This window comes from Burkholderia sp. FL-7-2-10-S1-D7 (assembly GCF_001524185.1).
In the GTDB taxonomy this organism is placed as follows: domain Bacteria; phylum Pseudomonadota; class Gammaproteobacteria; order Burkholderiales; family Burkholderiaceae; genus Burkholderia; species Burkholderia diffusa.
In genome coordinates, this window is the sequence record NZ_LOWY01000090.1 from 152209 (window position 1) to 172323 (window position 20115).

The window sequence follows — 20115 nt, forward strand, 5'->3', positions numbered from 1 at the left end:
ACGGAAACCGGCCGCGGCAGCGGCCACGCACTGGCAATCGGCTGCGGCGCGCGACGGGTTGTCGAAGCATTTCGCGGGCTGATCGCTGCCGCCGCCTGACCGCGTCGACCCGGACACGCAGAAGCCGTGGTCGCGCGCGCCGCTGTTCCGGTAGATCAAGGCGCGGCCGCTAGCGTGAAGCCGCCGCCGCATGCGGCATGATCAACGTGGCAAGACCTTCCGGTAGATCACGAATCCGGTCTTTTCCGCGACGGTGTCGTAGAGCCGCATCGCCGTGTGATTCGTCTCGTGCGTTTGCCAGTACACGCGTTCGGCGCGTTGCGCCTGCGCGGCGTCGTACACGGCTTCGATCAACGCGCGGCCCACGCCCTTGCCGCGTTCGCTCTCGAGCGTGAAAAGATCCTGCAGATAGCAGGTTGGCCCGATCAGCGTCGTGCTCCGGTGATACAGGAAATGCACGAGCCCGACGAGCCGGCCGTCGCGTTCCGCGACACGCGCATGCACGGGCTCGTAGCCGTCGAAGAAGCGCGACCACGTGAGCTGCGTGATCTCGCGCGGCAGCGCGGTGTCGCCGAAGCGGCCGTAGAAGCGGTTGTAGCCGTCCCATAGCGGCAGCCAGTTGTCGAGATCGTCTTCGCGCACGGGGCGGACGATCAGGCCGGTGTTGGTAGCGTTCATGGTCGCGAACCTTTCGAGGATGGATGAAATGAAGCGTTGCCGGCGCGGCCGGAAACGAGAACGGACATCCACGATAGAAAGTTCGTGGCACCATGTGTAGACCCATGACATTCCCACATTCTGGAGCCACGATGGATTACGCGGTGCTGCTGTCCACCTTCGAGCGCGAGGCGGGGCCGCACGCTGCCGCGCGGATGTCGCAGCAGCAGCGGCTGTACGCGTGTCTGCGCGACGCGATCCTGAGCGGCCGGATCGCCGAAGGCGCGCGGCTTGCCGCGTCGCGCACGCTGGCCGACGAACTCGGCATCGCGCGCAACTCGGTGCTGTACGCGTACGAGCGGCTCGCGTCGGAAGGGTTCGTGACCGGCACGCGGCAGGGCACGGTGGTCGCCCGGATGGGTTTGTGCGGGTCGCGGATCGCCGCTGCGGCGCCTGCCGGCGATGTGGCGATGCTGTCGCGGCGCGTCGCGCAGGCCGAGCGCGCGACGAGCGGCCTCGACGAATCGCTGCCGTTCATGCCGGGCGTGCCGGCCGTCGACGAATTCCCGCTCGCGCAGTGGCGGCGCTGCGTCGAACGCGCATGGCGCACGGCGGGGCCGGCGCAGCTCGGCTATCAGTCCGCGGAAGGTGACGCGGTGTTGCGCGACGCGATCGCCGGCTATTTGCGCGCATCGCGCGGCGTGCGTTGCGACGCCGCGCAGGTGATCGTCACCGACGGCACGCAGGGCGCGCTCGACCTGTGCGCCCGCGCGCTGGCGGACGCGGGCGACGTCGCATGGATCGAGAACCCCGGCTACCACGGTGCGCGCAACGCGTTTCTCGCGGCCGAGCTGCGCGTCGAGCCGATCGGCGTCGATGCGCAGGGGCTGGCGCCGCATCCGGACGACTGGCGCGATCGTCCGCCGAAGCTCGTCTACATCACGCCGTCGCACCAGTATCCGCTCGGCGCGGTGATGAGCCTCGAACGGCGGCTCGCGCTCGTCGCGCAGGCGCGCGCGGCCGGCGCATGGATCGTCGAGGACGACTACGACAGCGAGTTTCGCCACCACGGCGCGCCGCACGCGGCCGTGCAGGGGCTCGCGGACGATGCGCCGGTGATCTACCTCGGCACGTTCAGCAAGGTGATGTTTCCCGCGTTGCGGCTCGGCTTCATGGTCGTGCCGCCCGCGCTTGCGCGGCCGCTGCGCGACGCGGCGGGCGCGCTGATGTTGCAGGGCCGCGCGGTCGAGCAGCGCGCGCTCGCGGATTTCATCGAGGCCGGGCATTTCACGCGGCATCTGCGGCGCATGCGCCGCGTGTATGCCGAGCGGCGCGACGCGCTGCACGACGCGCTGGCGCGGCGATTGAGCACGCGGCTGACGGTGTCGGGCGGCGCGGGCGGCATGCATCTGTCCGCGCGGCTCGACGTGCCGGTGGCGGACACGGCGCTGAGCCGCGTCGCGCAGGCGCACGGGCTGATCCTGCGGCCGCTGTCGTCGTTCTGCCTGCCGGGCACGGCGCACGGCTACAACGGGCTCGTGCTCGGCTACGGCGGCGTGCCGGCCGAGCGGATGGACGCGCTCGCGCGGCGGATCGGCGAGATGATCGACCGCGCGTTGGCCGGGCGGTGACGTCCGATGCGGCGCGGTAGCGGGCGACCCGGCTTCGCGCGCGACCACGAACGCGGAAATCCCGGAAGCAGTTGCCCACGTTTCGTCATTTAGCTAATATTCGAAACGTTAAACGAGGCCGAACCATGGACGACGTCACCCGCATCAGCGCACTGGCCAACGAAAGCCGTCTGGCCGTGATGCGCTGGCTCAAGCAGCCGCGCAAGCATTTCCCGCCGCAGCCGCATGGCGACTTCGACGAACTCGGCGTGTGCTGCACGTACATCACCGAGAAGCTCGGCATCGCGCCGGCGACGACCACGCGCCACATGCGCATCCTCGCGGATGCCGGGCTCGTGCAGGCGACGCGCGTCGGCAAGTTCACGTACTACAAGCGGATCGACGATGCGCTGCATCAGTTGGGCCGCGATCTCCTGCAACTCTGATCTTCCCAGAGGCAAACGACATGGACGAACTCGCCCTGCTGGCCGACGCCGATCGGCGCGCGCACGCGTATCTCGCCGCGACTGGCGAACGGCGCGCCTATCCCGATGCGGCCGCGCTCGCCGGACTGTCGGCCTTCGATGAACCGCTGCCCGATACGGGCTACCCGGCCGACGACGTGTTGCGCCTGCTCGACGAGCGCGGCACGCCCGCGACGGTCGCATCGAACGGCCCGAACTACTTCGGCTTCGTGATCGGCGCGACGCTGCCGGCCGCGGCGGCGGCCGAGCGGCTGATGCTTGCGTGGGACCAGTGCGCGTCGTCGTTCGCGAATTCGCCGGTGGCCGCGACGATCGAGCGGCAGGCCGCGCGCTGGGTCGTCGACGTGCTCGGGCTGCCGCAAGACAGCGCGGTCGGCTTCGGCACGAGCGCCACGGCCTGCACGCTGGTTGCGCTGGTGGCCGCGCGGCGTGCGCTGCTCGCGCGCAAGGGCTGGGACGTCGACGAAGAAGGCCTGATCGGCGCGCCCGAGGTGAAGGTCGTGCTCTCCGAGCTTGCGCACATCACGGTGAAGAAGGCGCTGCGGGTGCTCGGCTTCGGGATGAAGCACCTGATCGTCGCGCCGGTCGACGCGCACGGCCGCATCGATCCCGCGCAATTGCCGCCGCTCGACGACATGACGATCCTCTGCGTGCAAGCCGGCGAAGTGAACACCGGCGAGTTCGATCCGTTTGCGGCGCTGATTCCGCGCGCGCAGGCCGTCGGCGCGTGGGTGCATGTGGATGGTGCGTTCGGGCTGTGGGCGCGCGCGTCGTCGAAGCGCGCGCTGACCAACGGCATCGACGGCGCGGACAGCTGGACCACCGACGGCCACAAGTGGCTCAACACGCCGTACGACGGCGCGATGGTCATCTGCCGCGACGCGGCCGCGCTCGCGACCGCGATGAACAGCGATGCCGTTTACCTGAGCGGCGCGCAGGACGCGCAGAAGAACCTCAACCTCGAGTTCTCGCGGCGGGCGCGCGGCATTCCGGTGTGGGCCGCGTTGCGCGCGCTCGGCCGCGCCGGCGTGGCGACGCTGGTCGAACGGCATTGCGCGCAAGCCCAGCGCGTCGCCGACGGTCTGCGCGCGGCCGGCTACGACGTGCTGAACCGCGTCGTGCTGAATCAGGTGCTCGTGCGCGCCGGCACCGACGACGAGACGATCGCGATCCTGCAGGCCGCGCAGGATTCGGGCGACGTATGGTTCGGGCAGACCGTGTGGCAGGGGCGGCCGGCGTTCCGGATCAGCGTGTCGTCGTGGCGCACGGAGGACGAACACATCGATCGCCTCATCGCGTTGCTGACGAAGCTGCGCGGCGTGCGCGCGGGCTGATCGACGTCGCCGGGTCGCGGTCGACGACGCGCATGCCGGTGATCTCGTCCGCGTGAAAATGTCGGACAATAGCGCGGCATGCTCGCCGCGCCCGCCCGGGCGGCGCGTTCAACCGCTGCATTGACGCTGACGAGATCCCCATGTCCACGACACCTCCCCGGGAACTGCTGAAAGCCGCCGACATCGCGAAAATGGAACCGACCCGCGCGGTGCATTCGCTCAATCCCAACGCCGTCCGCCTCAAACGACAGCTCAGCGACCTGACCGGCCTCACGCAAATCGGCGCCCACCTGCTCACGCTGATGCCCGGCCACGAATCGGCCGAATACCACCGCCACCTGTACGAGGAAGAATGCGTGTACGTGCTGTCCGGCACCGGCACGGCCACGATCGGCGAACGCACGTGCGAAATCGGGCCGGGCGACTTTCTCGGCTTTCCGCGCGGCGGCGATGCGCACACGTTGCAGAACACGGGCGACGTGCCGCTGGAACTGTTCATCCTCGGCCAGCGCCTCGAACACGACGTCTGCGAATACCCGAGAATCGGCAAGCGGCTTTACATCGCCGGCGAGCTCGAGGATTTCGTCGAGCTGCCGAAACGGCCGTAAACGGCACGCATCCGCATCGGCCGTCGTCATGCTTATGATGCGGGAACGCCACTGACAGGATTCCACGCCATGGACGCGCCGCATCCGCCGATGAATGCCCCCATCTTCGAAACGGAACCTGAAACCGAAACCGTCACCGAGCCGCGCGCGTCGCGCGTGCAGCGGCCCGTCGCGCTCGTCACCGGATCGACGTCGGGGATCGGCGCGGCCATCGCGCGACGGCTGGCGGCGGACGGTTATGCCGTGATCCTGCATTCGCGCAATTCCGCTGCAACCGGTCGCGCGATGGCGCGCGAACTCGGCGCGGCCTACGTGCAGGCGGATCTCGCCGACGATGCGCAGCGCGTGCGGCTGATCCGCGACGCGGTGGCGGTGCATGGCCGCCTCGACGTGCTGATCAACAACGCGGGCGTCAGCCGCGTGATTCCGCACGACGATCTCGCCGCCGCGACGCCCGACGTGTGGCACGAGATGCACGAAATCAACGTGATCGCGCCGTTCCGGCTCGTCGCCGAAGCGCAGCCCGCGCTGCTCGCAGCCGCGTCGAGCGGGCGCGCCGGGTGCGTGATCAACGTCAGCTCGCATGCGGGCGTGCGGCCGAAGGGCGCGTCGATTCCGTACGCGGCGGCGAAGGCCGCGCTCAATCACACGACGCGCTTGCTGGCGCGCACGCTCGCGCCGGCGATTCGCGTCAATGCGGTGGCGCCGGGGCTCGTCGATACGCCGCTGACCGCCGACTGGACCGCCGCGCAGCAGCTCTGGCGCGAGCACGCGCCGATGCGCCGCGCGGCGACGCCGGACGACGTCGCGCAGACGGTCGCGATGCTCGTCGCGTCCGATTACGTGACGGGCGAAATCGTGATGCTCGACGGGGGATTGAACCTGACGTGACCCGGGCACAGGTGATGCGGCCGGTGCGGTGAGGCGGCGGGGGCGGCTTTGTGCCGGGGTGCTGCGCGCCGGCGGCGAAGCCGCCAGCCGGTATCACCCCCGAGGTCAGCCGAGGCTCGACCGCAGCCGCGCGAGCGCCTGGTCGTGCGTGCGTTCGAATTTCAGCGGCGTGACCGCGATGTAGCCTTCGTCGAGCGCGACCGTTTCCGAATCCGCATCGTCGTCGCGCGGTGCGCGCGCGAGTTTCAGCCAGTGGTATTCGATGTCGCGCGGATCGCGCCCCGATACGATTTCGACGCCCTGCAGCGTGCCGGCGCCCTGGTTCGTCACCTTCAAGCCAAGCACGTCGTCGGCCGGCCGCGCCGGGAAATTCACGTTGAGGCATGCGTCGCTGTCCCAGCCGGCCGCGACCAGCCGGCGAATCACGTCCGGCGCATGCGTGAGCGCCGTATGCCACGGCACCGCGTTGCGGTCGCGGAACGCCTGGCTCAGCGCGATCGCCGGCACGCCGACCAGCATGCTCGTCATCGCGGCGCCGACGGTGCCCGAGAACACCGTTTCGGTGCCGAGGTTCGCGCCGCGATTCACGCCGGACAGCACGACGTCGGGCCGTGCGTCCTTCATCAGGTGGCTGACCGCGATCGCGACGCAATCGCCCGGCGTGCCGCGCACGGCGAAGCGGCGCTCGCCCTTGCGATGCACGCGCAGCGGTTCGTGCAGGCTCAACGAATGCGACGTGCCGCTCTGGTCTTCCGCCGGGGCGACGATCCAGACTTCGCGTGCCAGTTGCGTGGCGACCTGTTCGAGCACTTCAAGGCCGGGGGCGTCGATTCCGTCGTCGTTGGTGAGCAGGACGCGGTCGAACAGCGGGCGGGTTTCTTGCATCGGGACGATCCTCGCAGGCAGGCAATGAGGGGGAAGGCATCGCGGGTACAGCCGCAAGGCTAGCATCCCGTCGTGACGCGTGCCGCGTCATGCAGCGCCGCAGCCGGCGCGCGGATGCGAAAACGGGCGCATGGCGCGCCCGTTTTCCGGTTCGAGGTGCCGCCCGCGCGGCGTTCGGAACCGCGTTCGCCGATTACCCGAGCAGATGCCGCAGCAGGCCGGCCGATGCGACCCCGACGATGACGGTCGGCAGGATCGACAGGCGGGTCGCCGCGATCAGCGTGACGGCGAGTGCGAGCAGATCGGCCGGGCGCGTCGACACGAAGGCCGGCGCGATCACCGAGATCAGCACGCAACCGGGCACGTTCTCCATCACCGACGCCATCCGCGGGCTCAGCGTGCGGTTGCGCAGCAGCACGTAGCCGAGGATGCGCGACAGGTAGGTCGTCGACGCCATCAGCACGATGGTCGCGACCGTCGCGAAATCAGGCAGCATCGCGCGGCTCCCACAGCAGTGCGGCGATCAGTCCCGCGCACGCGCCGGCCGGGACGTACCACGCGCCGGGCACGGCCAGGTGTGTGGCGGCCGCGACGACGAGGCTCACGAGCCACGGACGGCTCGCGCGCATGCCTTTCCACATCCCGCGCAGCAGCACCAGAAACACGGCCGTGAACGCCATGTCGAAGCCGTACTGCTCGACGTTGCCGATCGTCGGGCCGACCGCGGCGCCGAGCGTCGTCATGGAGATCCACGTCAGGTACAGCCCGGCGCATACGCCCGCGTAATACGGAACGCTGATGTGCGTGGCGGAGCGCGAACGCGCGTCGGCGAGCGACATCGCCCAGCTTTCGTCGCACATGAAGAACAGCGCGGCGAACGCGCGGTGGCGCGGCAGGCGCCGGATGTACGGCGCGAACGCCGCACCCATCAGGATGTGGCGCGAATTCACGAGGAACGACATCGCGACGATCAGCGCAATGTGCGGCGGCGACGTCCACAGATGGATCGCCGCGAATTCGGAGCCGCCGCCGAAATTCAGGCCCGTCATCATCGGAACCTCGAACAGGCTCAGCCCTTTTTGCGCGGCCTGCGCGCCGAGCACCAGCGCGAACGGCACGAAACCCAGCATGACGGGCAGCGCCGCGCGCAATCCGCGGCCCATCTCGGCGACATAGGCGGGCTTGTCGCGAAGCCCGGACGACGTTGAAACGCTACTGCTCATTGCTCCTCCTACGGGGAGGAGGATTGTCTGCTTTTTTGACTCGAATCGGGTTGCGTTGCGGATCGATATTCATGAAAATTTGGCATTGAGTGAGTGATTTGCGATTTTTTTGGAATTTGATGCCAATGAAGCTTGACGCTATCGACCGTCGGATCCTGAGCGCGCTGCAACGCGACGGCCGCATGCAGAACGTGGAACTCGCGCACGAGGTCGGGCTGTCGCCGTCGCCGTGCCTGCGGCGCGTGCGGCTGCTCGAGGAAGCGGGCGTGATCGAGAAATACGTTGCCGTGCTGAACCCGGCGAAGGTCGGCAAGGGGCTGACGATCTTCACGCGCGTGTGGCTGAAGGGGCAGGACGCCGAATCCGTGAACCGCTTCGCGGAGGCCGTCCAGCAGATGCCGGAAGTGGTCGAATGCCACCTGATGGCCGGCGACTGCGATTTCCTGCTGCGCGTGGTGGCGGCCGACATCGACGACTACCGGCGCTTCCAGATGGAATACCTGACGCGCATCCCGGGCGTGCTCAGCGTGAAGACCGACATTCCGATGCAGAAGGTCAAGCTCACGTCGGCGCTGCCGACATAACGCGGCACGGGCGCATGACGACGACTCGGCGAGTCGTCACCGGCCGGTGACATTTGGCCGATACACTGGGAGGACGAGCCGCCTCGCCGCGCGCCGGCTGCATCACGGTGCGATTTCGATGCGCAAGCAACTAACGGTCAACCGCGAAGGGATCGACGAATCCGCGCGCAGCGCGATGCGATCCGCCGGGCGGTGCGTTCCTCTTGTCGAGCCATTCATGCAGCCGTTCAACAATCCGTGGAATTCGCTGGAAATCGTCAAGCTCGTGCTCGGCGTGCTGACGCCGTTGTCGGTCGCGTGTCTCGGCTGGCTCGTCGCGCGCCGGCTGAAGCGGCTCGAGCTCGTGCAGTGGACCAACCAGCGGCTGATCGAGAAGCGGCTCACGCTGTACGACACGGTCGCGCCGCAGCTCAATGCGCTGCTGTGCTTCTACACGTGGATCGGCTACTGGAAGGACATCTCGCCGGACGACGTGATCCGCGCGAAGCGCGAGCTCGACCGCACGTTTCACATCTACCGCTACCTGTTCGACGACGACGTGTACGACGCGTATCACACGTTCATCCACGCGTTGTTCGAGATGCATACGGGGCCGGGGCGCGACGCGCGGATTCGCTCGCTGATCCAGTCGCCGGACGGCGACCGCAGCGTGCACGGCACGTATGAGTGGAAGGCCGCGTGGTCCGAGCGGTTCTCGACCGCGAACGTGACGGACAAGGCCGATGTGGTGCGGCACTACACGCGGCTGATGGAGCGGCTGCGCGTGGCGCTCGGCGCGAATCGCTGACGATTGCCGACGCGGCAGCGCGGGCCGCTCGAGCAACGGGCGGCCGGGAGCGATGAATCAAGCGAACGCCACCGCGCCGATCACTGTTTCCTGCAAGCCACCTGATAATCGATCACGGTATTCGCCGACGGCGTGTCCGGCTCGCCGCCGGCCGTCGTCACACCGAGCACGCCGGCCGCGCTCCGATACCGCAGCGCGCAATACCCCATGCCGGTGCCCGAGCACGCTTCGGCTTCGATGACCCCGTGCTTCGCGAGCGTGGCCGCGCCGTCCAGCGGGTCCGGCTTCTCGCGCGGACGCAGCGGCTGCCAGCCATGCGAGATCAGGATCTTGCGCGCCGCGTCGAGTGGCTTGCCGTACACGTTGGGCACGACCGCACGCCCGTGGCAGTACGTGCGTTCGGCGGCGACCGCGGTCAGCCGCAAGCCGCCATGCGCTTCGCGCAACTCGCCGACGGGCGCCGACGGGCCATCGCCACCCCAGACGAGCAGCGCGCCGCTTTCCAGCAACTCGACCGAGCCGAGCTGCCAGCCGGCCGAGCGTGCCGTATAGCCGAGCGCGACGAGCGTCGTGCCGTCGAAGACGCCGATGTTTGCGTTGCGCGCGTAACAGATCGCGCTTGTGCCCGGCTTGAAACCGCTCGCGAACGTGACGACCGTGTAGCGGCCGAGCGGCGCTTCCGACGTCACGATCCAGCCGAGCTTCGCTACGTCGCGGCCGGCCGCGGTTGCGGTCTTGGCACGATATTGCGCACAGAACGCGTCGAGCGTGCCGTTCTCCGGCGAGTGCGGCAGCGCGCCGAGCGGAACCAGCGACGCGCCGGCGATATCGGAAGCCGTGCGCAGCGTCTCGGCGGATGCCGCGCCGACGAGCGCGATACACGCGAGGGCGGCGATCGATGCAACGCGACGGGCAATCGGCTGGACAGTCATGCGACGCATGTGGAGGGTCTTCGGGAAAGAACGGGCATCGACCGTTTGCGTGCGTGCCCGTCGTTGGACATTCAGGCCTTCGCGACCACGTCGATCCGCAGCGCCTCGCCGCCGTCGACGATCGCCAGCAGACGATCGACGTTCGGGTGTGCACCCGGGCGGTTACGCGCGTCGGCGGTGTGCTCCGCGAACACGGCGAGGCCGTGCTCGGCGGCCTTCGCGTCGAGCGTGCCGAATGCCTGCTTCAGGTAGTTGTACACCGCGAGCGAGCCCTGCTTGCCCGGCTGATTCTCGATGCTGGCGACCACGTCGCCGTTCGCGCCGACGAGATCGATGCGCGCGACGCCTTCGATGGCCGGCAGTTGCGCGAGGTTGTCCTTGAATACTTGGGTCGGTTGAATCACTGAAACACTCCGTCGGTTCGGTCATGGGTCGATCGGCCCGTATCTTATCCGATCGACATGCCCGCTTCGCGCGCGCGATCGATGTCGGGGCTGCGATAGGCGCGCTCCGGAATCCCGGCGAGCCGTGACGCATGCACCTGATGCGGCGCGAGGCCATAGCACTTCTGAAAACGCATGATCAGCGGCGACCATTTGTCCGGATCGATGCGGTCCGGATGACCGTCCATCAGCAAGTCGGGACGGACGTGAACGCGCTGGATGCGCACCTCGAATGCGCAGATGCGGCCGCGCAGGGCCGCTCGCACAGCGCGGCCGCCTGCGGCATCGCGCGTGCTTTTCCGCTACAGTAGGAAACCGAAGGCCGCATGTGTCGCCCACGCCGGCACGCCGTGGCCACGCTCCGCAATTGCACACGAGGGCCCGATGGACATCGAGCAACGCTACTCCGCCAACGCGCCGACGCGCGCGGAAGTCGACGCACTGGCCGGTGCGACCGTCATCGAATTCGGCACGAACTGGTGCGGAATCTGCGCGGGCGCGCAGCCTGCGATCGTCGCGTCGTTCTCCGCGCATCCGGCCGTGCGGCACCTGAAGATCGAGGATGGCCCGGGTCGGCCGCTCGGCCGTTCGTTCGGCGTGAAGCTGTGGCCGACGCTGGTATTCCTGCGCGACGGGGTCGAAGTCGCGCGCGTCGTGCGCCCCGCCGATGCCAGGCAGATCGAGGCCGACGGCTTCGCCGCGCTCGCCTGAGGTCGTCGTCATGCAACAGGCCATCACGCATATCGGTGTCGACGCGCGCGGCAGCGGCCTCGTCGAGTTCACGCCGCAAGTGCGCGCATTCGTCGACCAGCACGCGATCCGCACCGGGCTGCTGACCGTGTTCTGCCGTCATACGTCCGCGTCGCTGCTGATCCAGGAGAACGCGGATCCGTCCGTGCAGCGCGATCTCGAACGTTACTTCGCGACGCTCGCACCCGAAGACGACACGCGCTATGAGCACGACACGGAAGGCCCCGACGACATGCCCGCCCATCTGCGCACGGCGCTCACGCAAGTGCAGCTGTCGATCCCGATCGAGCACGGACGCATGGTGCTCGGCACGTGGCAGGGCATCTATCTGTTCGAGCATCGTCGCGCCGCGCATCGGCGTGACATCGTGCTGCATTTGATCGGCGAGTAAGCGGGAAACGCGCAACGGGCAGGCCAGAAGGCCCGCCCGTCGCGCATCGCGGCCACGCTCAGCCGAGCAGCTTCTCGAGGAGCGCGCCAAGTTCGCGCAGGTGAACGGGCTTCGGCAGGAATTCGTCGAACACCCGCTGGTTCTCGCGCAGCGCGGCCGATTCGTATGCGCTGACACCGAGAATCGACGGAAACTTTCCGTCGTCGTCCGGTTGCGCGACCATCCGGATGCGGCGCGCGACTTCGAAGCCACTCACGTCCGGCAGTTCGAGATCGAGCACGACGAGGTCGTAATGCGTCTCGCCGAAACTGGCGATGCCTTCCTGCCCGGTGCCGCACAGGTCGACGTCGAGGCCGAGCGCCGAGAGCATCGCGCCGAGCGTTTCGCGCGCGTTGTCGTTGTCGTCGACCACGAGCGCGCGACGGTTGCGATGCGCGGCGGCGGCCGGCCACGCGGGCGCGTCGCCGGTCGTGTCGCCGGCATCCGGCACCTCGGCCGGCAGCGTCACGACGAACTCGCTGCCTTCGCCGACGACGCTGCGCACGTCCACGTGGCCGCGCAGCGTCGTCACGATCTCGCGTACGACCGCGAGCCCCATCCCGATTCCGTCCACATGCAGGCCGACCGCGTCGTTCGCGCGGTAGAACGGCTCGAAGATCTTCGGCAGATGCTGCTTTGCGATACCGGCGCCCGTGTCCCGCACGGCGAGTTTCAGTTGCCGGCCGGCCGGCGCGTCGACGAGCATGATCGATACGTCGATCGATCCGTCGACGGTGTATTTCACCGAATTCTCGATCAGGTTCGACAGCACCTGACGCAACAGCTTGCGATCGGAGCGGATCGCCAGGTCGTGTGGCTCGACGCGCTGCGCGACGGCGATCCGCTTCGTCGCGATCTTCTCGCGCAGCGGATCGAGCACCTCGGCGAGCAGCGACGCCATGCCGACCGTTTCGGTTTCGGCGAGGCGCTTGGTCGAGCGCAGCTTGATGTAATCGGTGAGGTCCTTGACCAGCGCTTCGAGCGACGACGCGGAATTCTGCAGCCGCCGGATCGTCTTCAGGTTGGCGTCGGACTGCGGCCGCGCGAGCAGGATCTCGATCGAACCGCAGATCGCCTGCAGCGGCGTGCGCAGTTCATGGCTGACCATCCCGAGGAATGCGTTCTTCGCCTCGATCATCTCGAACGCGCGATCGGATGCCTTGCGCTCCGCATCGAGCGCGGCGTCCTGTCGTTCGAGCAGGTCGTCGCGCGTGCGCATCGTGTAGAACAGCAGCAGGAACAGCGCGCACAGGATCACGCCGAGGATGATGCCGAGCGACACGATCGCCCGCTGCTTTTCCTTCAGCTGATGGAACGTGAAGTCGCGCTGCGCCATCTCGATCGCGCGGAAGTAGTTCGCAAGGCCGTTGACCTTCGGCCAGTTCGCGTTGACGTCGTCGATCACGTGCGGCGCATCGTTCGGTGCGTCGCGCAGCAGCGGCACGTCGTGCTTCAGGCGCGCCATGAATGCGCCGAGCACCGCGATTTCCGCGCGGGCGCGCGGGATGCGCAACCAGTATTCGGACACTTCAGACGGCCGCTGCAGGAATCCGAACGACACCGACAGGCTGTCGAGCTGCATCTGCACGTGGTCGAAGTCGTCGTCCATGTGCGTCGAGTAGAGGATCAGCTGGCGGTCGAAGCGCGTGTAGGCGTTCCGGTATTGCGCGGCCGTCCAGAACACACCTTCGCGCGGTCCTTCGAGCACGCCCTCGTTGACCGAGGTCGCCAGCAGGTCCCACAGCAGGAATGCCCATGCGGCGAATCCCAGGATCCACAACGATCCCAGGACGAGGATGATCTTTCTGTTTTTCCACCGGCCGCGCATCATGTTGCGCGTTTACTTCACGGTCAGGCCGATGATCTGCCATGCGAACTTGGCTTCGCCGAGCGGCGTCTTCAGCTCGTCGGGATACTCGTCGCGCGGATACATGATCCACAGCGGGCCGTAGTTGTCGTTGCCGAGCACCTTGCCGTTCATCGTGCGCGCGAGGATCACGCCATACTGGTCGGCGTCCGACACGGGGATCGTGAACGTGTATTCGTCGATGCAGCGAAACTCGATCTGCGTGCCGTGCGCGTCGACGGCCTTCAGCACGTCGGACAGGCGCGGGCCGGTGAAGGTCGCTTTCGGTGTCCAGCTCGTCGACGTGACGATCGTGTGCTGCGGCAGTGCCATCAGCGCCTGCTCGGTAAAGACGAACGTCGTCTTGCCGGGCTGGTTGCTGCGGCCGATCTTGCCGTCGACGGTGAACGTGAACGACGCGGCCCAGCTCGCGGCGGCCATGCCGAGCAGGCCGGCCGTGATCAGGCTCTTGATCCAGAGGGTCGAAATTCGCATGTGTTTCCCTTTATCGTGTTCGTGGAATGGCCGGTTCTCGTCGTGGTCTCAGCTCGCGGTGGCGGCCGTGGTCACCGCCTGTGTGATCTTCAGTTCGCGCGCGACTTCGGCGAACAGGATCGGCAGGCGCACCGGCTTTTCCTCGCAGCGCGCGTTGTAGTGCGACACGATGTGCGCGATCTCGTCCTCGCTCGCTTCGCCGGTGGAGATCTTGCCGGTCAGCAGGAAGATCGGCGCGCCGCCGTTCTCGCTCGAGCGGATGCCGCGCACGAGCTCGGCGGCCGTCTGGTCGCCGAGCATCCAGTCGAGGATGTAGCCGTCGAAATCCTCGACTTCCAGCGCCTTGCGGAACGACGCGCCGTCAAGGTACGGAATCGCGTTCACGCCTCTCTCGATGAAGTATTCGCACACGGTCTCGGCGACGTCCCGCGAATCGTCGACCACGGCGATCCGCGCCGCGTACACGGTCGGCTGGCTCGAGCGCAGTTCGATGACGTCGACCGGATAGAGGCGGCCTTCGCGCGCATGCTGGCGTTCGGTGACGATCCATTCGCCCTGCCACTGCAACGCGACGAAATCCGTTTCGGTCTGGCTGCTGGCCTTCGCCGAGATCGCCGCGCGGCAGCGGAAACGGCGCGACTCGATCACGAGCGTCGCGTCGATCATCTCGGCGGCGGCCGGCTGTGTGCCCTTGTCGTCGAGCAGGATCGCGGGCGGCACACCGAAGTGCGTCGCGATCTCCTGCAACTGCGACAGGTTCCACGGGATCAGGCCTTTCATCTTGCGCGTGACGACCGAGAAACTGAGGCCCAGCACGTTCGCGATCGTCGTGTTGTGACTGCGCGGCGGAATTCCGTTGCGTGTCAGCAGATCGCGCACCTTGGTTGCGGTAATGAGATCGGCATTGGCCTGCTCGCTGTTGGACATCTCGACGGGGTCTCCTGATTTTAGCGACGAAGAGCATATTCAAAAGTGACGCGATGTGCAAACTTTGAAATCGCGATTCACCTTGACATGCCATTTTTCTCCATTATTATTGCTCACCACGTCACTATTGTTTGCCGCGTCAGGTTTGGGTGCCGGTGTCGACAACGGCCGGCCCAGCGAAAGCGGCAGCCAGCGCGTGACTGAACGATTCGAAGAGAGCCTGAGAGAGCCTTGGACCGCGTGTCGGCGTGGGTGAATTGTATTCGCCCCGCCGCGCGCGAGCCGGGTACGCGCGCGAAGCAGTGCGGCGCAAATAGAACGTGGGAAAAACAAGAATGGTTCGCCGTTTTCTGGCGTCGGGGCCGTTGCGGTTGGCCGCGTGCGCGCAGGATTCGTCCGTCACCGGCAACACGGTGCGGATCTGCGATGACACCGGGGGTTCTGATCGCCCTAAAGATCAGGTTTCCTATCGAAAAAGGGACGATTCAGACGGTCGCGAGGATTCGCGCATGCGCTCGGCCGTCCAGTGGAAATCGGCAAGAAGCGGCAGACCGACGAGGCCGCGCCGACTTCGCGCATGCCTCGCCGGCGTGCCGCATCGCGCGATCAGCCTTCCCGAAAAATCCCGCTATATGCACTCAACGCGGGCACCCCGCCAAGGTGCGCATACAGCACCTTCGATCCCGGCTCGAATTCCCCGCGCCGCACGTGGTCGATCATCCCGTGCATCGATTTCCCTTCATAGACGGGATCGGTCAGCATGCCTTCCAGCCGCGCACACAGACGAATCGCCTCCAACGTGCCATCGTTCGGCAGTCCGTATTCCGGCCCGGCATAGCGCGTGTCGAGCACCACGTCCTTCTCTTCGATATCGCGCCCCAGCCCGACCAGTTCGGCCGTGTGCCGCGCGATGCGCGTGATCTGTTCATGCGTGCGCTCGGGCGTTGCCGACGCGTCGATGCCGATCACGCGGTCCGCGCGTCCGTCGGCCGCGAAGCCGACGACCATCCCCGCCTGCGTGCTGCCCGTGACCGAGCAGACCACGATGTAATCGAACTTGAAGCCAAGTTGCGCTTCCTGCTCGCGCACTTCTTCCGCGAAGCCGACGAACCCGAGCCCGCCGAGCGGATGCTCGGAACACCCGGCCGGAATCGGATACGGCTTGCCGCCCGCCTGCCGCACGCTCTCCATCGCTTCTTCCCAGCTGCGGCGAATGCCGATGTCGAAACCGTCGGCAACGAGCCGCACGTCGGCGCCCATCATGCGTGACAGCTGGATGTTCCCGACGCGGTCGTACACCGGATCATCGTAGTTGACCCAGTGCTCCTGCACGAGCACGCACTTCATCCCGAGATGCGCGGCGACGGCCGCGACCTGGCGTGTCTGGTTCGATTGAACGCCGCCGATCGACACGAGCGTGTCGGCGCCTTGCGCGAGCGCGTCGGGGACGAGGTATTCGAGCTTGCGCGTCTTGTTGCCGCCGAAAGCGAGGCCGCTGTTGCAGTCCTCGCGCTTCGCATACAGCTCGACCTTGCCGCCGAGGTGCGCGCTCAGACGCTTGAGCGGCTGGATCGGCGTCGGGCCGAACGTGAGCGGATAGCGGGGGAAACGTTGCAGGTTCATCGACAAGCTCCGAAAGGCGGTGGGCGGGAATTCGCATCGGACGGGGGCGGCCGGCACGCCGTGTCCCAATGGAAAAATGATAGGCAGGACGACGCGAAATGAGCTTGCGAAATTAATAACGCGAGCCTACGTTGTCGATGAGATGAGGATCAGACAGATAATTTTCGTTCGCAAAAAGTCCAGGAGACGCAATGAAATTAGATCGCGGCAATGCCTCGCCGGCCGCCGCCGCGCCGGTGCTCGACCGCATCGACCGCATCGACCGCGCGATCCTGCGGCAGTTGCAGCAGGACGCCTCGATCTCGAACGTGAGCCTCGCCGCGAAGGTGAAGCTGAGCGCGCCGGCGTGCCTGCGGCGCGTCGAACGGTTGAAGGAGATGGGGTTGATTCGCGGTATCGTCGCGCTGCTCGACCCGAAGCCGCTGGGTGCCGGGATGCTGGTCGTGATCGGCTTCGTACTCGATCGTTCGACGCCGGAGGCGTTCGCCGAATTCGAGAAGGCCGCGCAGAAGGTGTCGGGGTGTGTCGAATGTCACGTGGTGACCGGCGAATTCGACTACTTCATGCTGGTCCGCACGCGCGACAACGAGAGCTTCAACCGCTTGCACGCGGAACAACTGCTGTACCTGCCCGGCGTGCGGCAGGTGCGTTCGTTCATGGTGCTCAAGGAGATTCTGTCCACGCATGCGTTGCCGGTGTAGCGCATCGCGATGTGGTCGGCCGCGCGGGCTGCGTTGACGGCATGCGGGCCCGGGAGCGCGCCGCCTCGCAGGGCAGCGCCGTTGAGAAAACGACTGGCGTGCCGCGCGCTGCGTTGCCACGGCGCCGCGCCCGTTAGCCGCCGCATCGCCGCGCGTGACGCTCGCATCGTCACGACGCCGCGCGACACGATCGCGTATGCTCGTTCCGTCAGCGGCGACGGCGGCTGCCGTAGCCGGATCAATCGTGTAACGACCGATCAATGAGCGAGGGCATGATGGCTAGACAGACGATGGCGGAATACCTGGCGAAGACGCTGGCGGCGGCGGGCGTCGAGCGCATCTGGGGTGTGACGGGCGATAGCCTGAACGGGCTGTCGTTCAGCCTGAGCCAGATCGGCTCGATCCGCTGGATGCATACGCGGCACGAGGAAAGCGCCGCGTTCGCGGCCGGCGCCGATGCCGCGTCGACCGGCCGGCTCGCGGTGTGCGCGGGCAGCTGTGGCCCCGGCAACCTGCACCTGATCAACGGCCTCTACGACTGCCATCGCAATCACCAGCCGGTGCTAGCGATCGCCGCGCACATCCCGTCGACCGAGATCGGCCTCGGCTACTTCCAGGAAACCCATCCGCAGGAGCTGTTCCGCGAGTGCAGTCATTTCGCGGAACTCGTGACCAACGCATCGCAGTTCCCGCGCGTGCTCGCGCGCGCGATGCGCACCGCGATCGAGGAACGCGGCGTCGCGGTGATCGTGCTGCCGGGCGACATCGCGCTCGGCGACGGCCCGGAAGAAGCGCCTGCGTGGAGCGGCTCGGCGCCGCCGTCGATCCTGCCGGCCGACGCTGATCTCGACCGGCTTGCGGCGCTGCTCGACGCGTCGGACGCGGTCACGCTGCTGTGCGGCAGCGGCACGCAGGGCGCGCACGACGAAGTGGTCGCGCTGGCCGATACGCTCGGCGCGCCGGTCGTGCATGCGCTGCGCGGCAAGCAGTTCGTCGAATGGGACAACCCGTTCGACGTCGGGATGACGGGGTTGATCGGCTTCAGCTCGGGCTATCACGCGATGCAATCGTGCGACACGCTGCTGATGCTCGGTACGGACTTCCCTTATCGGCCGTTCTACCCGGCCAACGCGAAGGTCGCGCAGATCGACTGCAAAGGCTCGCAGCTCGGGCACCGCGCGCCGCTTGCGTTGGGGCTCGTCGGCACCGTGAAGGAAACGATCGCGGCGCTGCTGCCGCGCCTTACGCGCAAGACGCAGCGGCGCTTCCTCGAGAACGCGCTGAAGCATTACGCGGCCGCGCGCAAGGGGCTCGACGATCTCGCGGTGGCCGAGCCGCCGGGCCGCGCGATTCATCCGCAATACCTGACGAAGATCGTCGATGAAGTCGCGGCCGACGACGCGATCTTCACGGCCGACGTCGGCACGCCGACGCTGTGGGCCGCGCGCTACCTGACGATGAACGGCAAGCGCCAGTTGCACGGCTCGTTCAACCACGGCTCGATGGCGAACGCGATGCCGCAGGCGCTCGGCGCGCAGGGCGCGCATCCGGGGCGGCAGGTCGTGTCGCTGTCGGGCGACGGCGGGCTGTCGATGCTGCTCGGCGATCTGCTGACCGCACGCCAGCTCAACCTGCCGATCAAGATCGTCGTGTACAACAATGGCCTGCTCGGCTTCGTGTCGATGGAGCTGAAGGCGGCCGGCTATCTCGACACCAACGTCGACCTGAGCCCGACCGATTTCGCGGCGATCGCGAAGGGCGCGGGCATCTTCAGCGTACGCGTCGAACATTCGGAGAACGTCGAGCAGGCATTGCGCATGGCGTTCGCGCACGACGGGCCGGCGGTGGTCGACGTCGTCACGTCGAAATACGAACTCGCGATGCCGCCGAAGATCGAGCTCGCGCATGCGAAGGGCTTCAGCCTGTTCATGCTGCGCGCGATCTTGAGCGGGCGCGGCGACGAGATCGTCGAGCTGGCGAGAACCAACCTGCGGTGAGGCGGTGCCGCGCGCGATGCGGCGTGCCGTTCGTTCCCGAGCGGTTACGCTGCTTCGCTCCCGTCGGCGGCCCGCTCACGGATGCGGCGGCGCGGGCTATTAGGGACAATCTTCACGTCGCCTTAAGTTCGCGTTTCCTAGAATCGATTTGATCGTCGCTCTGCCTGCGACGGACCGATTCGTCCAGGAGGATGCACGTGAAAGCCCCCCGTGTCGCCGCAGTCCTGTTTCACGAAGCCTTCGGCACCTCGCAGCCGACGGCGCAACCGCTCGAGGCCGGCCAATGATGTGGCCGAACGCGTGGCGTGTCTCGGCACTGTTCGTGCGCGAGTGGGTCGGCCGCCCGGCCGCGGTGGGCGCGCTGTGTCCGAGTTCGCGGCATCTGGCGCGCGAGATGGCCGACGCGGTGCCGGATGGCGACGGGCTGGTCGTCGAACTCGGCGGCGGCACCGGCGCGATCACCGCGGCGTTGCTCGCACGCGGCGTCGCACCGCGTCGCCTCGTCGTGGTCGAGCGCTCGCCGGCGTTCGTGCAGCACCTGCGGCGCCGCTTTCCGGACGTGTCGATCGTGTGGGGCGACGCGCGGCAGCTCGAACGGCTGCTGCCGCCCGCCGCGCGAGTCGATGCGATCGTGTCGTGCCTGCCGTTGCGCACGCTGCCGCGCGAGGACGTGACGGCCATCGTCGATCAATGCAGCCGCGTGCTGTCGGCCGACGGCGTGATGATTCAATTCACGTACGATTTGCGCACCCCCCGCCGTCATCCGCTGGGCGATTCGGCATTTGTTGCCTGCGGCAGCCGTATCGTCTGGGCAAATATTCCGCCTGCGCGCATCGTGACCGTGCGCAGCGCCGCCACCGAACACACCGGTTGACGCGACCGCGCGCAGCGCACCCGAATACGGCGC

Annotated in this window: 22 protein-coding genes and 2 pseudogenes; 13 read left to right on the plus strand and 11 right to left on the minus strand. The window is 67.4% G+C overall.

The window, feature by feature from the left end:
- Positions 1–201 precede the first annotated feature (201 nt).
- On the minus strand, positions 202–678 hold the full coding sequence (locus tag WS75_RS27235) for a GNAT family N-acetyltransferase (RefSeq protein WP_059685149.1): 477 nt from the start codon (positions 676–678) through the stop codon (positions 202–204).
- A 131-nt stretch (positions 679–809) separates the two neighbouring features.
- Here WS75_RS27235 and pdxR point away from each other — a divergent pair, with 131 nt between their 5' ends.
- The 5 genes from pdxR (at position 810) to WS75_RS27260 (ending at position 5585) form a co-directional block, all read left to right on the plus strand.
- Complete coding sequence (gene pdxR, locus WS75_RS27240) at positions 810–2288, plus strand: MocR-like pyridoxine biosynthesis transcription factor PdxR (protein ID WP_059685151.1); 1479 nt, start codon at positions 810–812, stop codon at positions 2286–2288.
- A gap of 125 nt (positions 2289–2413) precedes the next feature.
- On the plus strand, positions 2414–2713 hold the full coding sequence (locus tag WS75_RS27245) for an ArsR/SmtB family transcription factor (protein WP_059464945.1): 300 nt from the start codon (positions 2414–2416) through the stop codon (positions 2711–2713).
- A 20-nt stretch (positions 2714–2733) separates the two neighbouring features.
- The gene (locus WS75_RS27250; RefSeq protein WP_059685153.1) at positions 2734–4086 is read left to right on the plus strand and encodes a pyridoxal phosphate-dependent decarboxylase family protein; all 1353 of its coding nucleotides are present in this window, start codon (positions 2734–2736) and stop codon (positions 4084–4086) included.
- Between the two features lie 140 nt (positions 4087–4226).
- A complete protein-coding gene (locus tag WS75_RS27255; RefSeq protein WP_059685155.1) occupies positions 4227–4694 on the plus strand; it encodes a cupin domain-containing protein in 468 nt (155 codons plus the stop codon).
- Between the two features lie 69 nt (positions 4695–4763).
- Positions 4764–5585, plus strand: coding sequence for an SDR family NAD(P)-dependent oxidoreductase (locus WS75_RS27260; protein ID WP_059685157.1), 822 nt, complete (start codon positions 4764–4766; stop codon positions 5583–5585).
- Positions 5586–5690: 105 nt separating this feature from the next.
- Here the strand turns inward: WS75_RS27260 and surE are convergent, their stop codons facing one another.
- From surE to WS75_RS27275, 3 genes are all read right to left on the minus strand, one after another.
- Positions 5691–6470, minus strand: a complete 780-nt coding sequence (gene surE / locus WS75_RS27265; protein WP_059685159.1) for a 5'/3'-nucleotidase SurE — start codon at positions 6468–6470, stop codon at positions 5691–5693.
- A gap of 193 nt (positions 6471–6663) precedes the next feature.
- A complete protein-coding gene (locus tag WS75_RS27270; RefSeq protein WP_082729762.1) occupies positions 6664–6966 on the minus strand; it encodes an AzlD family protein in 303 nt (100 codons plus the stop codon).
- Complete coding sequence (locus WS75_RS27275; RefSeq protein WP_059685161.1) at positions 6956–7693, minus strand: AzlC family ABC transporter permease; 738 nt, start codon at positions 7691–7693, stop codon at positions 6956–6958. The genes WS75_RS27270 and WS75_RS27275 overlap by 11 nt, the downstream gene beginning before the upstream one ends.
- A 125-nt stretch (positions 7694–7818) precedes the next feature.
- Here WS75_RS27275 and WS75_RS27280 point away from each other — a divergent pair, with 125 nt between their 5' ends.
- Positions 7819–8277, plus strand: a complete 459-nt coding sequence (locus WS75_RS27280) for an Lrp/AsnC family transcriptional regulator (RefSeq protein WP_006486309.1) — start codon at positions 7819–7821, stop codon at positions 8275–8277.
- Between the two features lie 217 nt (positions 8278–8494).
- The gene (locus WS75_RS27285; RefSeq protein ID WP_059685249.1) at positions 8495–9064 is read left to right on the plus strand and encodes a hypothetical protein; all 570 of its coding nucleotides are present in this window, start codon (positions 8495–8497) and stop codon (positions 9062–9064) included.
- Between the two features lie 80 nt (positions 9065–9144).
- Here WS75_RS27285 and WS75_RS27290 read toward each other — a convergent pair whose 3' ends face one another.
- The 3 genes and pseudogenes from WS75_RS27290 to WS75_RS27300 form a co-directional block, all read right to left on the minus strand.
- Complete coding sequence (locus WS75_RS27290) at positions 9145–10005, minus strand: hypothetical protein (protein ID WP_059685163.1); 861 nt, start codon at positions 10003–10005, stop codon at positions 9145–9147.
- A gap of 62 nt (positions 10006–10067) precedes the next feature.
- Complete coding sequence (locus WS75_RS27295) at positions 10068–10400, minus strand: DUF2322 family protein (RefSeq protein WP_059605037.1); 333 nt, start codon at positions 10398–10400, stop codon at positions 10068–10070.
- A 44-nt stretch (positions 10401–10444) separates the two neighbouring features.
- Positions 10445–10693: pseudogene (locus WS75_RS27300) on the minus strand (flavin reductase family protein); the annotation flags it as partial.
- 130 nt (positions 10694–10823) lie between these two features.
- Between WS75_RS27300 and WS75_RS27305 the strand changes: the two are divergent.
- Both WS75_RS27305 and WS75_RS27310 read left to right on the plus strand, forming a co-directional pair.
- Positions 10824–11150: a thioredoxin family protein gene (locus WS75_RS27305; RefSeq protein WP_059685165.1), complete on the plus strand. Its 327-nt coding sequence runs from the start codon at positions 10824–10826 to the stop codon at positions 11148–11150.
- Between the two features lie 10 nt (positions 11151–11160).
- Positions 11161–11580, plus strand: a complete 420-nt coding sequence (locus WS75_RS27310; RefSeq protein WP_059685166.1) for a secondary thiamine-phosphate synthase enzyme YjbQ — start codon at positions 11161–11163, stop codon at positions 11578–11580.
- 58 nt (positions 11581–11638) lie between these two features.
- Here WS75_RS27310 and atsR read toward each other — a convergent pair whose 3' ends face one another.
- From atsR to WS75_RS27325, 3 genes are read right to left on the minus strand one after another with little or no spacing between them, the layout of a single operon-like run.
- The gene (gene atsR / locus WS75_RS27315; RefSeq protein WP_059685168.1) at positions 11639–13450 is read right to left on the minus strand and encodes a hybrid sensor histidine kinase/response regulator AtsR; all 1812 of its coding nucleotides are present in this window, start codon (positions 13448–13450) and stop codon (positions 11639–11641) included.
- A 9-nt stretch (positions 13451–13459) separates the two neighbouring features.
- Positions 13460–13960: a molybdopterin-dependent oxidoreductase gene (locus WS75_RS27320; RefSeq protein ID WP_059685170.1), complete on the minus strand. Its 501-nt coding sequence runs from the start codon at positions 13958–13960 to the stop codon at positions 13460–13462.
- A 48-nt stretch (positions 13961–14008) separates the two neighbouring features.
- Positions 14009–14887 (minus strand): helix-turn-helix domain-containing protein, encoded by an 879-nt coding sequence (locus WS75_RS27325; RefSeq protein WP_059685173.1) that lies wholly within the window; start codon positions 14885–14887, stop codon positions 14009–14011.
- Between the two features lie 335 nt (positions 14888–15222).
- Between WS75_RS27325 and WS75_RS34990 the strand changes: the two are divergent.
- Positions 15223–15414, plus strand: a pseudogene (locus WS75_RS34990) (sel1 repeat family protein); the annotation flags it as partial.
- Positions 15415–15493: 79 nt separating this feature from the next.
- Here WS75_RS34990 and WS75_RS27330 read toward each other — a convergent pair.
- A complete protein-coding gene (locus WS75_RS27330) occupies positions 15494–16510 on the minus strand; it encodes a 1-aminocyclopropane-1-carboxylate deaminase (protein ID WP_059685175.1) in 1017 nt (338 codons plus the stop codon).
- A gap of 191 nt (positions 16511–16701) precedes the next feature.
- Between WS75_RS27330 and WS75_RS27335 the strand changes: the two genes are divergently transcribed.
- From WS75_RS27335 to WS75_RS27345, 3 genes are all read left to right on the plus strand, one after another.
- Entirely contained in the window at positions 16702–17211 is a 510-nt protein-coding gene (locus WS75_RS27335) for an Lrp/AsnC family transcriptional regulator (RefSeq protein ID WP_059685178.1), read from the plus strand.
- A 275-nt stretch (positions 17212–17486) separates the two neighbouring features.
- Entirely contained in the window at positions 17487–19208 is a 1722-nt protein-coding gene (gene poxB, locus WS75_RS27340; protein WP_059685251.1) for a ubiquinone-dependent pyruvate dehydrogenase, read from the plus strand.
- A gap of 283 nt (positions 19209–19491) precedes the next feature.
- Entirely contained in the window at positions 19492–20082 is a 591-nt protein-coding gene (locus WS75_RS27345; RefSeq protein WP_059685181.1) for a class I SAM-dependent methyltransferase, read from the plus strand.
- Positions 20083–20115 lie beyond the last annotated feature (33 nt).

What these genes read in the sequence shown, in the direction of transcription:
- WS75_RS27235 (WP_059685149.1), bottom strand. Translation starts at nt 678, where the DNA reads ATGAACGCTACCAACACCGGCCTGATCGTCCGCCCCGTGCGCGAAGAC.
- pdxR (WP_059685151.1), top strand. Translation starts at nt 810, where the DNA reads ATGGATTACGCGGTGCTGCTGTCCACCTTCGAGCGCGAGGCGGGGCCG.
- WS75_RS27245 (WP_059464945.1), top strand. Translation starts at nt 2,414, where the DNA reads ATGGACGACGTCACCCGCATCAGCGCACTGGCCAACGAAAGCCGTCTG.
- WS75_RS27250 (WP_059685153.1), top strand. Translation starts at nt 2,734, where the DNA reads ATGGACGAACTCGCCCTGCTGGCCGACGCCGATCGGCGCGCGCACGCG.
- WS75_RS27255 (WP_059685155.1), top strand. Translation starts at nt 4,227, where the DNA reads ATGTCCACGACACCTCCCCGGGAACTGCTGAAAGCCGCCGACATCGCG.
- WS75_RS27260 (WP_059685157.1), top strand. Translation starts at nt 4,764, where the DNA reads ATGGACGCGCCGCATCCGCCGATGAATGCCCCCATCTTCGAAACGGAA.
- surE (WP_059685159.1), bottom strand. Translation starts at nt 6,470, where the DNA reads ATGCAAGAAACCCGCCCGCTGTTCGACCGCGTCCTGCTCACCAACGAC.
- WS75_RS27270 (WP_082729762.1), bottom strand. Translation starts at nt 6,966, where the DNA reads ATGCTGCCTGATTTCGCGACGGTCGCGACCATCGTGCTGATGGCGTCG.
- WS75_RS27275 (WP_059685161.1), bottom strand. Translation starts at nt 7,693, where the DNA reads ATGAGCAGTAGCGTTTCAACGTCGTCCGGGCTTCGCGACAAGCCCGCC.
- WS75_RS27280 (WP_006486309.1), top strand. Translation starts at nt 7,819, where the DNA reads ATGAAGCTTGACGCTATCGACCGTCGGATCCTGAGCGCGCTGCAACGC.
- WS75_RS27285 (WP_059685249.1), top strand. Translation starts at nt 8,495, where the DNA reads ATGCAGCCGTTCAACAATCCGTGGAATTCGCTGGAAATCGTCAAGCTC.
- WS75_RS27290 (WP_059685163.1), bottom strand. Translation starts at nt 10,005, where the DNA reads ATGCGTCGCATGACTGTCCAGCCGATTGCCCGTCGCGTTGCATCGATC.
- WS75_RS27305 (WP_059685165.1), top strand. Translation starts at nt 10,824, where the DNA reads ATGGACATCGAGCAACGCTACTCCGCCAACGCGCCGACGCGCGCGGAA.
- WS75_RS27310 (WP_059685166.1), top strand. Translation starts at nt 11,161, where the DNA reads ATGCAACAGGCCATCACGCATATCGGTGTCGACGCGCGCGGCAGCGGC.
- atsR (WP_059685168.1), bottom strand. Translation starts at nt 13,450, where the DNA reads ATGATGCGCGGCCGGTGGAAAAACAGAAAGATCATCCTCGTCCTGGGA.
- WS75_RS27320 (WP_059685170.1), bottom strand. Translation starts at nt 13,960, where the DNA reads ATGCGAATTTCGACCCTCTGGATCAAGAGCCTGATCACGGCCGGCCTG.
- WS75_RS27325 (WP_059685173.1), bottom strand. Translation starts at nt 14,887, where the DNA reads ATGTCCAACAGCGAGCAGGCCAATGCCGATCTCATTACCGCAACCAAG.
- WS75_RS27330 (WP_059685175.1), bottom strand. Translation starts at nt 16,510, where the DNA reads ATGAACCTGCAACGTTTCCCCCGCTATCCGCTCACGTTCGGCCCGACG.
- WS75_RS27335 (WP_059685178.1), top strand. Translation starts at nt 16,702, where the DNA reads ATGAAATTAGATCGCGGCAATGCCTCGCCGGCCGCCGCCGCGCCGGTG.
- poxB (WP_059685251.1), top strand. Translation starts at nt 17,487, where the DNA reads ATGGCTAGACAGACGATGGCGGAATACCTGGCGAAGACGCTGGCGGCG.
- WS75_RS27345 (WP_059685181.1), top strand. Translation starts at nt 19,492, where the DNA reads ATGATGTGGCCGAACGCGTGGCGTGTCTCGGCACTGTTCGTGCGCGAG.